The organism is Gemmatimonas sp. UBA7669, from assembly GCF_002483225.1.
Lineage (GTDB): Bacteria > Gemmatimonadota > Gemmatimonadetes > Gemmatimonadales > Gemmatimonadaceae > Gemmatimonas.
Map to the genome: position 1 here is coordinate 109323 of NZ_DLHL01000011.1, position 13679 is coordinate 123001.

Sequence of the window (13679 nt, forward strand, 5' to 3'; positions counted from 1 at the left end):
TCGATTCTAGCGATTTACCCGAGATACAGCGAAGGCATCACTTCGCACCCCAATGCAGCAATGGGACAAATCTCCTGTCTATCCTATGGTCCTCTTACAGACCGTGTGGAGCACGCTCGTATCACGACGGCAACCGATATACTCCTAGATCAGACGGTCTGGAACCGGCGGTAAGACCGCCGTCTTCGTCGCCCCACCATGCTGCGTCGCGCGCGGCCGACAGCGGACCTTGATTGCGCCCTTGCTGAACGCATCATCCGTCGCCTTGCTCGACCAGACAAAGGCCTCCCCTGGGCGCAGGTGCGCCATCTTCTCGGGCGTGAGCCCCCCGAGCGCCGCGTTCGCTTTCTGAATGTGCTTGAGCCAGGCGGGCGAGTTGAATCTGTGGAGGATGATCTGACTTGAGAGCTCGATCAGCTGGACAGGCACGGATGGCGGATCTTGGCTCGCCACCATGATGCTCGTTCCTTTGTGTCGCATCTCGCGGACCACCTCAACAAGTCCGGCGACGAGATCGGGACTCTCGATGTATTTGTGCGCCTCATCGAACACGACGAGCTTGTTGAACTTGCGGCCCTCGTATGTGACCTCGGCGAATAGCTGAAGGAGGACCACAAAAAGCCCGAGGGCTTGGTCCTTCTCCATGAACTCGTCGCGAAGGTCGACGATCACTAATCGGCCGGGACGAATTGCTTCGCCTAGGTGCGTGTTATCGTCGATGAATTCCTCGGCCAGCTCGAGGCGCCCCCGTGCGAGCTCCTTGATGTGGTCTGGCATACGCGACGCGTCGATGCCCTGCTGGAGACCAAGGAGGGTGAGGTCATCCCGCAGCTGCTTCATGATTCGGTTGAGCTGCCGGATATACGTGGCCTGATTTCCTACTGCGCCCATCAGGAAGCGCCAGTGGCTCGCCTGCAGCTCCGATGCGGCGAACTTGAGCGGTCGCACCTCGATGCCGGGGTACTCATCCCGACGCTCGTCGAGCTTGTCGGCTGGCACGAGTAGCAGGACATCTTCAAGGGCCCGTGGCACCGCTCCATAGCGCTCTCGGAGTGCGGCGACCTGTGCCTCGTCACTGTTCGGAGCCACCATCGAGGTGAACTCCGGTGCGTAGTCCATGGTCGGACTGTAGTGAAAGATGACTGTCGCCAGGGGCTGCGGAAGTCGGTTGATACCTTCGATCTGCAGCGATGCCATCTCGGCAACGGTGCCCAAGGTGTAGCTCTTGCCGCCGCCTTGCACACCGAACAGGCTGATCGTGTGGGTCTGGTTAAGATCGAGCGCGATGGTGCGTCCCGAGACCTCGCCGAGGATGCCGTACTGCGGCGACTCGCCGGTCACACCGAGCATGACGTCGTAGGACGGACCGTCGCCGGCCTCGCCATGTCCGGAGGCCAACTCCTCGTTCCTCGGCAAGACGTGCGCCGCCTCTTCCTCGCGTGGCTCTGCGCCGACCGCGACTAAGCGGTCAGTAGGGCACACCGGGGCCACGACGACCGCCTCACGCGGCGTATCGGCCTTGTGCTCCTTGGTCTCGTAGAGGGCAGGTTGAGCCACACTCACGCGGTCAACCACCGTCGAACCAAATGCGGGCGCTTCCGTCATTCCACGGCCAGGCTGGCGGGGACGCAAGACCGCGGTCTGATCGCGCCCGCGCGAGGTTATAAGCTCCTCCCACGTCACGCTTCGGTCGCGGCTTTCTCCTAGGAACGCTGCGGAATTCAGTGTGGGGATGCTCAGTGCCCTTAGACGACGACGCGTGAGCTCGGCCTCGCTGCGCTCGCTTACTTCAGCCTCTGGCTCGAGCACCTCGATGCTCGCGGCCTTCTCGTCGGCGGTCGGAGCGGCGGCATCGATAAGCTCGCGGATGAGGCTCGCCCCCACACGATGGAACTGAATGCCGTGCTCGTGTTCAACCTCGCTTCCGTCCTTCTCGAAGTCGAAGACGAGCGCGCTTCGAGTGAAAACTAGGCGGTAGCCTTCCTCGAGTGAGCGGAGGAGAAAGCGCGCCTCCTCGGCCGCTTGCTCATCCATGATCCCATAGCGCACGCCTCGGTCTAGGTAGAACTCGAGCAAGGCGACGAGCTCGCGGGTCTTGATGAGGCGATCTGCTCGGTCAGTCGGAGCGCGATGCGGATCGAAGTGCGTAGACAGTACCTCTTGGCTCTGCGCCACCTGAGCCGCGATGCGGTCCTTCAGAGCGGCGTAGGCAGCGAGGTCTCCGACGGCCGTGTAGCACTTCACCTCGACCAAGCGGCACGTGATGGTCCGTTCGGCGGCGTTGAGGTCGAAGAGCCCAAGGTCGGTTCGCTTGAAGCTCACGTCGTTTCCGAGCTCGTCAGCGACCTGCTTCAGCGACCTGTAGAGCTCGAGGTGAGCATCGAGCGGCACTGCGATCTGGCTCTGGAAGGCGCCCTGGTGCTCGAGGTACATTCGCGACAGCGCGAGGCCGAGTGCTTCAGCGCGCTGCGAGGGCGCGGAGATGAGCTTCAGCGCGAGCCGCCCCGAGAGGGAGCGCAGCTGGTCGAGCACGGCGACTACGTGGCGGCCGTCGGCCGGGAGGCCGTAGTCCTCGAGAACCGGCATGAGCATCGCCTCGAGCTCGGCGACAGAGCGCGAGGTGATCGTCAGGCGATGGCCGAGCGAGGCCCCGACGTCAGGCGAATGGTCGATCAGGTAATCCGGTCGATCGCGCCGGCCGCCGTGGTCGAAGAACTCGATGCCCATGTTGCGGTCGAGCGTGATTACCCAGTCGCTCACCTCGTGCACCTGGTGCAGCAGGGCGCGCTCGGTCGCGTCGAGAGCGAGCCCGATGACCGGACGCATGCCGATTCCCGCCTGACCAGTGGCCGCTGCCGAGGTCGCATTCGACAGCATCGAAGGCAGGGTCGACAGCAGGTCGGTCAGCTCCTCGCAGCCGAGGAGCGGCAAGGCGACGCCGTGCCGAGGCGTGCGCCGCCAAGCGATGGTGGCGTCGTCCTCCTGGTAGTCGACGTGATAGTCCTGCAACAGCCCGTGCACCGGCGCCGCCGACTCACGCACAGAGGCGGTAGTCGCACCGACCTCCTCGGCGGGGAAGAGGTCGAACAAGAACGTAAGGTGGGCCGCGAAGCGCTCCGGGTTGGCACGGAAGTCCGACGTGCCGCGAATCCCGAGAGCGAGCTTCGGATGAAGGTGGTCGCCGCCGGGCGTGGCGAACGCGTCGGCCTCGCGGCCCGCCTGGCTGCTTGAGGGCGAGAAGAGCTCGGCCAGTCCTTCGCCCACACCGGGCGCATCCGCATCTAGGACAAAGAGGCGAACGTCGTACCGGATGTCCTCGAACACCGGCTGGCTCTGAAGGCCGAGCAGCATGTCGGCGAGCACGCCGGCGCGGCCGGGGTTGAACGCGTTGATGACCAGCGTGGTGATGTAGGGGTGCTGAACCAGGTACCGCTGCACCCGCGCTGCGAGCGCCTCGCCATCGATCGCGGCGCCCCCGATTGCCGGCTCGGGCAGACCGAGCGCAATACAAACCTCCCCGAGTAACCCGCGCGGGTCGGGCTCGTGTGCCGGCGCGTAGAGCGTCCAGTGGGGAGATAGGTTGTCGATCGGCGTCATCAGGCGCCCGCTCACGGACTGGCCGCCAGGCGTGGCGAGCACCGGCGGATGGCCCACCGGAGCGAGCTGTTTCAGGATCGCGTCGCGCGTGGCGACCACGAACTCGGCGGGACCTTTGCGGGCCGTCTCGAGCCACTGCGTTCCGGTCTCCGCCCACGCCGCGAACCAGAGAACGCGGAGTGGATGCGTCGGGGCCACGAGGGCAGCCTCGCGACGGCGCCCGCGGTGGTCGATCACGGCGACGGTGACCGTGTCCAAGGTGAGAATGCGCCAGAGGTCGCTCAGCGCCGTCTTGCCCTCGGGGCTCTCGCTCGCCTCCGCGCGCTGTAGGAGCGCGGCGATCAGGGCCTGGTAGGCATCAGCATAGGCCACTGCCAGGGGACGAAACGCTCGCATATCGGCGGCCTGCGTCACGAGCTCGCTCGCGCCGGAGCGGACGGCATCGAACCAAGCCGTGCGGGTCTCCAGGAAGTCGCGGCACTCGTCCGTCGCCGGCCAGCGCGCTTCTTCCACCGTCGGCTTCTCGGGCTGTCCCATACGCACCGCGATGCGCCAAGCCACCGGACCGGTCGGCGCGGCGAGGATCGACTGCTCGAGACCCTTCAGCGCCCGCGACACGGGTACGTGCACCGTCCCGTCTCGCCCGAACTGAACCTCGAGCATCTCGGAGCCCGTGCCCTGTCCGCGGCGGCGCTCGGCCCACGCGACACTCTGGGGCGCGATCGTCGTGGGGTCGCGGCCGTCGACCACGGCGCTGAACTGCAGCCGAAGTCGTGCGTGCTCGAGGCTCTCGTCGTTCTGCACCGCTCGTTGCGGCGGCGGAGGGGGCTCGTCGACCTCCGTCACCACGTAGAACAGGTCACTCTCGTTCGGCCGCGGAACCGTTGCGTCGGCGTCGTCGACCGCCCACGGGAGCGGGTGGCCGGCATCGTCGACCAGGGGAATGAGCTCTCCGTCCTCGGTCTGGGCCAGCACACGGACGAAGTGCCAGCCTTCTTCCCATTCGACCTTGTGCAGGTTGTTGAGGTCGATGGTCGCCGTGATCCGCGACGAGCTCCATGCCTTCTTGCTGCGCACGAGCCCAACCGGGCCGGTCTCTTTGGAGATGACCTGCGCGACGAACTTGGCCAGCCCCTCGACGCGAGACGGGTGGGGATCGACACGGAACCCCACGTTGAACTTCCGGAGCCCTCCCTTGCCGACGACGAGGATCTTCTCGTCGGCCTTCAGCTCCTGGAGCTTCGCGTCGGACGGCTCATCGCCAACTGTCGGAAGATCCGCGACAACGTCCCCTATGAACACGTGGCCCTGCTCGTCGGTGTTCTCCTCGAACTCCCACCGGTGGAAGGCGAACTTCCAACAGGCCCGGTCCAGGACGATTCGGCGCGTCCACTCGCGCGGGTCCTCGACGCCAGCGTCCGTCAGAAACTCCCCCAGCTGCGCCTGGAACGCACCCTTCTTCAGTCCCAGCTCGAGCACGCGCCCCCGCTCCGAGCGAGCCGACCACGTCAGCGAGCGGACGGCGTCGCGATTGCGGGCGATGCGAGCGGGCGCCTTCGTCGGGTCGCTCAGCAGCTCGAAGTCGGGGATGAGCGCGAGCTCGAACAGGCCGGCCCCCACGGCCTCGGGGTCTCCGTCGTTCAGCTTCGCGCTGAGCAGGAAGCGCACGACGGACAGCGGCTCGGCGAAGGGCCATGCGGTCTCCCCCTCGAGCCTGCGCAGACTCTCGGCGACGGCGCCGCGGATCGCCGCCGGAAGCTCGCTGATCAGGCGTGTGCGGAGGCGGGTGTAGACATCACCCACCGGGACGTCCTCGAAGGTCGCGATCCCGAAGCTGTCTTCCGCTGCAGCGCGGAGGTCGTTCGGGATGAACACGAGGAGCGGTGCCCGCAGCGCGCCATCCGGGAGGGGATTGCGCAGCTCTACGAGCTTCGTCGAGGTGACCGTCAGCGTCGCAGGTGTAGTGCTGTTCCCGTTGCCGAGAATGACGACCTGGGACTCGGGCACCTCAGCGCGGAGCCGTCCGCACAACCGCACCATCAGGTCGCGGTCGAGATCGGTGAGGCGCATGCAGTGACCGCGGCCACGCGAGCAGAGAAGGTCGGCGAGTCGGGGGAAGAGCTCGGCTTCGAGCTCGGCCGCCAGGTCGTGAGGCTGTATCGTGCGAAGTCCCTGGCTCATGGCGTTCCCCCGTTGCCGCCTGTCGGGGGCTCGATGCGGTAGCGCGGCGTCACCGTCTGCGAGACGTACGCGTCCGAGAGGTCACGGTAGAAGCCCACCTCTCGCAGACGCGCAGTGAAGGCAGCCGTGTTCTCGCGCAGCGCGGCCCGGTCCTCGATGCTTGGAGCGCCAAAGCCGTCTCCTCGCGGCAGGCGGTCGATGTGCAGGCCGTAGCGCTCCCGCAACCAGGTGAGCAGGGCTTCGATGCGCAGCTCGCCCGTGTAGAAGGGGCCGCTTGGGGTGTCCTGCCGGAGCACCGCGATCTGGAGCAGCACCTCGAGCAGCCGGCTGTCGAGCACGAAGCGCCGCGGAGCGCCCTTCGTCCGCCCTTGGGTGATGAGGGCGCCCGGACGGTTCTTCATCAGCAGCGAGTCGATGCACTCGGTGATGTACTGGCGGTGGAACTTCCCGCGAAGCGCCACGAGCATCTCGATGTACGTCTCGAACTCCGACAGCTTGAGATCGAGGACCGCCTTCAGCTCCGGGTCGAGGTCCGTCTCGGTGTTGCCGGCCGAGTCCTGAACCAGCGCGTAGACCCGGGCGCCGAAGAACTTGGCACGCTCGTCCTTGTGCAGCGGCTCGAGGAGCTGCAGCACGTCGGCCACGCCGAGCTCCTCGCTTTTGGGGCGATGCAGCTTGCCGGTCTTCACCAACGACTCCCCGAACTCGTCGAGCTTCTTGAAGGTGAAGTAGGCCTTCACGAACGAAGGGATGCGTCGGTATTGGACGTCGGCGCTGCGCACGGCGAGCCGAGCCGCTGGCATCTCGGGCTGACCTGCCACGTCAACGAACACACCGACGCGGTAGGGGCAGTCACCATGCGGGTTGTCGGCGCTGCGCGGGTCCATCGGGCAGGCGCTCGGTGCGCAGATAGAGTCGGCGCCTCGTCGCTTCACCTGGGCCGGCAGCAACTTGAACAGGCGCAGGTGGTAGAGCGCGAGGTGGAAGGCGAGGAGCACCTTCAGGTAGTCGACCATCACCGAGCGCGGGATGTGCCGATCATAGAAGAGCAGACGCTTGATGTCCTCAGCCAGCAGGTCCGCTGCGCCGATGCACATCGGGGTGAAGCTGTCGCGCCCGCTGCGAGTGTCGGGTGCGTCCTCCACCTGCTCGGTGAGGCGCAGGAGCGCCTGGGTCTCGACATCGAGCACGGTGGCGCCATCGGTGCGTCCGGTGACCTTGTCGTGGCCCTGGAAGAAGAACCGATTGAGCTGCTCGATCGCCGCCTGACCGGCGCCCTTTCGCGCGTGGTAGAGCGTCTCGTAGAGATGCTGCGCCGCACCGTAGTCGCGCGAGTGCTTCGGGTTGCGGAAACGGTAGGTGAACCCGTGAAGCGGACGCGGGGCCGCGACGGCCTGGCTCGCCTTCCCTCGGTTCACCACGTCCATCAGGTGGGTCTCCACCCAGCGCTCGAGGATCTCGCGATGCTGGGCGAAGCCGGTGAACCACTCCGGGTGCTCCAGGAACTCGTCGACGAAGGCCTCGACCGAGAGCTCAAACCGGCGCTTGAGCCGACTCGGGAAGCCGTTATGCGCAAGGCGGGCGAAGAGCGCCGTCAGCACACGGTCCATCTCGAGTTGCTTGAAGTCCAAGTAGGACACCTTCTTGGTATTGAACGCGCGGTCCTTGCTCGACAGGCCCATCAGCGCACCTCCGGAGCTAGGTCTGCCGCGGCTTCCAAGAGCACAGCGGGTGATTGAGCCGGCAGGTGTGCCATCTCGAGGCGCCCATCCTGGTGGCGTTCAACGCGGTAGAAGTCGTGGCCCGTGGTCGTCAGAAGCACCTCTTGGTAGGGCGCCGAACCGAGGACGTTCTTGAAGACGGCGAGGCTCAGGTAGTAGCCCTGTTCCTCCTCGAGGCTCGGCCGATAGCCGTGGTTGAGGCGCTCGAGCATCTCGAACACGTCGAGGTTGATGACGAGCTCCGCCTGGTTGCCCTGGTCGTCGAAGCTCAGCACGAGGGCGTCGGGCATGTGCTCGACGAACCGCGCTCGGCTGGCCCCGTCGCGGATGGTGAGCTCAAACCGGTCGGCGTCGTAGAGTCGGTAGGACCGAATCGTGCCACGCTCGACTTGGCGAACCTGCAGCGCGAGGCTGCCGCCGAGGCGCGTCGGATCGAGGAGCCCTTCGCCGCGGTTGATGGCCTGGAGCACTTCGGGGAGCGCCAGCTCGGGCATCGCCTCGCGGCGCACCATCTTCAGCATCCGGTCTCCGGAGCGGTACGGCAGCATCGCCCGCCAGCCGCCGTCGCGGCGCTCGAAGAACGCGCGTCGACGAGCCATCGCGACGTAGCGGCGGTGGGTCTCGGTGCGGTACGGGGTAGGTTTTCCGGAGAAGTCGCGCGGAAGGTTCTCGTAAAGAGCCCGCAACACGTCGTGGTCGTAGCGCCCACGGTCGGCGAAGCCGAAGCGGCTGCGATCCTGGGACGGGCTCACGAAGTCGAGGCTGCGATCGAGCCGCGGGTCGCTCGCCGCGCCGACGTCCATGTCTTGCAGCAACGTGAGCAGTCGATCGACGCTGGCTGACTCAGCGCCCATCCACGAGTTGAAGTAGAAGCCCGCGGCGATTGCATCGCGCCGCCCCTCGGCGTAAAGCTTGTGAATCTCGGCGCAGTCGCGCGCTGAGGTAAGCATGAATGCCAGAGCAGACCGAAGGTCCCGCAGCGTGATGTGCAGGCGACCTCGAAGGTGCGTCAGCGTGTAGAGCGTCTTGAGGCGCTCCAGCACCTGCGGCCCCGCCGTCCGGTCCTGGAAGGTCTGCGCGTTATGAAGGGCGTAGCAGCGGTCCTTGAGATCGCAGCTCTGGCACGCGCCCCAGAACATCGGGTGGGTCAGCAGCCGCATCTGACGCTCGAGTATCGAGTCATCGGAGGCGTCGCGTTGGGCGACCACGCTGCGCAGGTTCAGGTTCACGACCGCGACGCCGTGCGCGTCTCCGCCGGTGAGTAGGCCCTCCTCGACGATCCGGAGCAGTGCGGGGAAGGCCGCCCGCTCCGTCTGCAGAAAGTCGATGAGGCGGCCTTCGTTGATCGCGACGAGACGGGTCTCCACGTCGGGCCAGGCGGCCGGGTCATTGCCCTTGAAGGGGGCGAAGAACTCGCGCAGCACCTCGTCGTTGCCGCGCGTGTCCTCGTCCTGCGAGCCGTCGTAGTTGGTGAGGAAGGTCCGCTGGACCGTCTTGAAGCGCCGGCCATTCAGCAGCGCCTCGCTCGACAGGAGCTGGGCCTGTTCGCCCGCCTGCGCCTCGAGCTGCTGCAAGAACGCAGTCTTGCCGTCCCCCGCGTTGCCGGTGATCAACACCAGCTTGAACTTCCCCGCGATGACGTCGGACATCAGGCCATCGTCGAGCAGCGTCGGGACGTATGTGCGACGTCCGAGGTCATCGAGGCCGCGCGTGCCGGCGTTGGTCTGCGGGCTCTGGCTGTAGAGCGTGAGCAGGTAGCTCACGAAGGGGTTCGTGTTGGCCGGCAGCGTGCCGCCGAGCTCGGGCACGAGCAGGGAGTCGGAGCTCTCGGCGGTTGGCTCACGACGGGCGCGGGTGACGTCCTCCAGCGCCTCGAGGAGCGCCGAAGCCGACGCGAAACGGGCCGCCCGCTTGGGTGCGATGGCCTTCAGCACGACGGCGGTGAGCTCGGGCGCCAGGTCGGAGAGGCCGGGTATCTGTCGCGGGTCCGGCGCGGGGGTGGCCGGCGGCGGCGAGGTCGACTTCCACGGATAGTTGCCCGTCAGCGCCTCGTAGACCGTGAGGCCCAGCGCATAAAGATCGCGGTCGACCAGCTCACTCGGCGACGGCAGCTCGGCCAGATCGAGATCCGGTGGGAGGTAGCGGCGCGAGCCACCTCCGTGGCCGTTGTCCTCCGTCCGCACCGAGACGTTGAAGTCGATGATCTTTGCGCCCCGAACCGTCCACAGCAGGTTGTGGGGCTTGATGTCGCAGTGGTAGACGCCCTCGCGGTGCAGGTGGATGAGGCCCTCGGCCACCTGGCGCAGGAGCACGAGCGCGTCTTCCGCCGCGAAGCGGGCGTCGTGGATCAGGTCGCCCACGTCCTCGCCGTCGACGTACTCAAAGAGCATGTACGGCGGCCCTTCCCCCGGGAGCACGTTGGCGTCGATCACACGCACGACGTGCGGGTGCTCGGGCAAGTGGACAAGGGTCTTGTACTCTTTCTTGAGCCGCTCCAGCGTCGAGTGGCGGTCGCGGAGGATGAGCTTCAACGCCCGGGTCACGTCGCCGAGGGTGTCGACCACCTTGTAGACGACGCCGAAGGTGCCGCGGCCGAGCTTGGCTTGCACCTCTAGCTTGCCTGCGAGCAGGGTGCCCCGCGGGACGTTGGTCCAGTCGATCGGCGGAGACGGCGGAGTGGAAGGCGGCCTACGGGGCGTCGACTCGGCCGGCGGCGGTGCGACCTCCTCCTCGGGCACCGATGCGGCGAGGGCCTCGTCGAGGGCTTCGAGCGCCGCGGCGGCGCTCAGCCGCTGATCCGAGTCGAAGGTGCACAGCCGCTGTAGCCATTCGTCGAGCGGCGGCGCGATCTCGGCGCGGTGCGCCGACGGCTTGACGGGGAACACGCCGCCCTGGTCGAACAGCTCGGTTGGCGAGCCGAAAGGCCGCTGCCCGGTAAAGAGCTCGTAGAGGACGAGGCCCGCGCCGAACACGTCCGATGAAGGGCTCGCGTTTGCGGGCTCGTTCCAGGTCTCGGGGGCGGCGTAGTTCGCGTCGATCTTCTCGACGATCTCCGCTGCTATGGTGAGGCTGCGGTCGGTACCAGCGCGCGCGTGATCGAAGCCGGTGAGCCGGATGTGGCCGTCGCCGCCTAGCAGGATGGTGCTCGGCGAGAGATCGCGGTGCACGACCTCGTGGCTGTGGCAGAAGGCCAGCGCTTCGAGCAGCTCGCGGGCGACCCGCAGCTTCTGGTCAAGGGTCAGCGCCAGAGCCGGCTTGTCGATGTGCAGGCGCAGCGCCTGCCCCGACACGTCTTCCGTCACGAGCACGTAGCGGTCTTCGCCCTCAGTCGCGAAGAAGCTCTTGGCACCGGCGATGAGCGGGTGTCCCGGGAGTCGGTTGAGTGCGAAGAAGGCATTGGCGATGCGGGCCTTCTGCTTCTCACGCGACTCGCGGTCGGTGAGGTAGGGATCGGCCTGGTAGGCGCGCAAGAGTGCGGTGCCGCCGCGCTTGCCGGCGAAGGTGTTGATGGCGCGGTACTCGGTGAAGATGTCGCTGGCGCCAAGCCGCTCCACAACCTCCCAGTCCCCGAGCACGAGCGGTCCCGAGCGCGGCTTGGCCACGCCGACCAAGGCACTACGCACCATGCCGTGAAGACGCGAGATGTTCTTCTCGAAGCGCGCCGGGATACGGGTCGCGTTCTGGAAGAACGACGCGGACTTCTTGAGCGTCGTGACGTTGTCGATGTCGCGGCTGCCCTGGTCGACGAGGTGCGCATCGGTGGCCGTGAGCAGGACGGCCGCCTCGACGAAAACGTCCTCGAGGTCGCGTCTTCCCGGTTGGCTCTCGGTGAGGATGCCCTTCACCGTCCGCGCGTGGCCCCGCAGCTTCACGAGCGGCGAGGTGTAGGGCTGCCGTCCTTCGGGGTACCACTTGGGCCCGTAGACATCGATGAGCCCGCGCGTGCCCTTAACGTCGACCAAGTACAGCGCGTGCGGGGTGAGCACCGCGATGTCGACCTCGAAGGTCTCACCTTCGCGGCGGATCTCGAAGTTGTGGAAGACGACGTAGCTGCTCGGCAGGTGGTCCCGCAGGTGCGCGATCGCCTGACGTTCGGCGTCGTTCACGGGCTCGCCTATGGGGACCACCGTTGCCATCAGGCTGCCTCCTCGATGGTGCGCTCGACGAGAGCGCGGGCCGCAGACTCAGATTCCACAGCGACATCAAAGAGGAGACCGGCTTGGTCGACCATCGCGGCGATTCGCGACTCTTCTTCGGTGCCAAGTCTGGGTATCGGAAATCGTCGCATCATGACGACATGCTGTTCTTGCTGCTTACTGCCTGTGCTGATTGAGCGAAGAAGTCGAAATGCGAGTCGAGAGCGCATGTATGCGTATAGGAATCCTGGCTCGATTCGGGAACGAATCGGCACGCATCGGAAAAAGTCACCACTGAAAGCGAATCTAGAAGTCCCTTTTGTGACAAGAACTGCGCGACAGTACAGTTCCTGCTCGCCAAGCGTCCCATGCGACGGAATGAGCGTCGATCCGGCAGGCACTTGGAGCCCTAGCCCGTCCACCGACGAAGCAGATATCCACCGACCCTCCGGCCGAACCTGGAACGCCTGACGTTGTCCAATCAACCGAAGCCCGAACTCCGGCGCGGCATCAATCCTCTTAAAGATGATCTTTCCTTTGAAAAGTCTGGAGTCGCAGAGTTCTCCGAGTTCGCTGTGTCGTGCTTCTGTGATTTGGTCCCAAATGCGACGGGCACGCGGATCGTAATTGAAGGCGCGCAGACTCTCACTGGAGAGTCCCAGCTCACGCCATCCGAGGGCAGATGAATCACCCTGCCACTCTTTATCGACTATTTCGGTCAAACCGACTGCTTGAAGCAGTTGGGAGGTCGCCATGCGCATTAGCTCTGCATGCTGACTCAGAGCCGTCGCCGCTTTCTGCACCAGTCGATGAGCCTCACCCTCCGCCCGATCACCGAGCCGCGGAACAGGCAGGTCGGCGATGTGCTGAGGCTCAATATGCTGGATGATCGCGCCGTAGGTGCCGGAGGTGACCAGCGGGACGCCGAACTTGCTGCTGAGGAAGGCGTAGAGGTAGCCCGCGCTAACCTTCTCGGCATCGGGAACTACTTTTAGAATGTCTTGGTTGCTCCACATACCTGCCATGTCAGGTCGCGCGTAGACCATGCGCCCGATGGTTCCCGAGCAGGAGATCAGCGTCATGCCGGGGTCGATGCGGAGGTGTGCGAGCTTCGCCGACTGCGCATCACGCTTTCGGAGCAAAGGTAGGTCGCTCAGATCAGCTCGAAGCATCGAAGACGTGCCGAGGAACGGCACTCCGTGCGCAGGGTCATTCACAAAGTTCCGAACAAACTGTGGGCCGTTGTAGATGCCGGCGGCGCGACCCGTCGTCAGGTCCGCGAGCCGATCTTTACGGCATGCGAGCCCCTCCAGGCGAATCTTCGCTTCAAGTGCACCAGACATGTACGGTCCACAGTCGAAGCGTCGGCCATCACGATGCATCCAGGCGCTGGGGATGTTCTTGACCTTCATGCGCCCTCCACCGGAAACCACGTTCGAAGCTGGTTAATGAACACGCTGAGAGCGTCGTCCTCGCACCGCTTGACCGAGACTTTCCCTGAGACCTCCCGGAAGAGCTTGGACGAACGCGGGATTCGCTTTGGGCCATTCCCCAATGCCCACTCAGCCGCCTCCTTTGGACGGCTCGGCTTCTTCTGCTCACGCACCAGAAGACCTTCCTCCTCCAGCGCAGGTCTGAGTGCGTCCCAGGAAGCCCAACCGAGGGCGGTGGCCGTATGTGGTGAGTCTGACCATAACCAGATGTCGGACTCAGGCGATACGACCAGAACAAGGGTTCGCTCTTGGGGCCAACCCGCAGCGCTCAAGTGCTCCCGAAGCCGTTCTGAAATGGCTGCGGCTCCTGGGCTGCCTTCCCACTCTTCGTCAATGATGACGACGGCGCGGGCATACTCTGTTGCGTAGGGTTGCATGAGCGCGTCAGCGCGCGTGTACACCCCGGGGTCGTTCTGTCCTTTCGCTATTTTGATGTCGATTCGACTGTCGAACGTGAAGGGTGCGCAGCCGATCACGAGGTGCGCCTGATTCCGATCGAGGAGTCCACCGACGGCCTCTGCCATATTGCCGTCAGCGACATACACTAGGAG

At 65.5% G+C, this 13679-nt stretch carries 5 protein-coding genes; all 5 read right to left on the reverse strand.

Annotated features, from left to right (window positions below):
- Positions 1-144: 144 nt before the first annotated feature.
- The 5 genes from mads8 to mads4 are packed head-to-tail and all read right to left on the reverse strand — an operon-like array spanning position 145 to position 13673.
- Entirely contained in the window at positions 145-5778 is a 5634-nt protein-coding gene (gene mads8, locus B2747_RS02915) for a methylation-associated defense system ATP-binding protein MAD8 (RefSeq protein WP_291156682.1), read from the reverse strand.
- Positions 5775-7460 carry a methylation-associated defense system protein MAD7 gene (gene mads7, locus B2747_RS02920; protein WP_291156685.1) on the reverse strand — a complete coding sequence of 562 codons (1686 nt, stop codon included), beginning with the start codon at positions 7458-7460 and terminating at the stop codon, positions 5775-5777. Before mads7 ends, mads8 begins: the two co-directional genes overlap by 4 nt.
- Positions 7460-11635 carry a methylation-associated defense system protein kinase MAD6 gene (mads6, locus tag B2747_RS02925; protein WP_414652168.1) on the reverse strand — a complete coding sequence of 1392 codons (4176 nt, stop codon included), beginning with the start codon at positions 11633-11635 and terminating at the stop codon, positions 7460-7462. The genes mads7 and mads6 overlap by 1 nt, the downstream gene beginning before the upstream one ends.
- Entirely contained in the window at positions 11635-13047 is a 1413-nt protein-coding gene (mads5, locus tag B2747_RS02930) for a methylation-associated defense system restriction endonuclease subunit S MAD5 (protein WP_291156691.1), read from the reverse strand. The genes mads6 and mads5 overlap by 1 nt, the downstream gene beginning before the upstream one ends.
- On the reverse strand, positions 13044-13673 hold the full coding sequence (mads4, locus tag B2747_RS02935; RefSeq protein WP_291156694.1) for a methylation-associated defense system protein MAD4: 630 nt from the start codon (positions 13671-13673) through the stop codon (positions 13044-13046). Before mads4 ends, mads5 begins: the two co-directional genes overlap by 4 nt.
- Positions 13674-13679 lie beyond the last annotated feature (6 nt).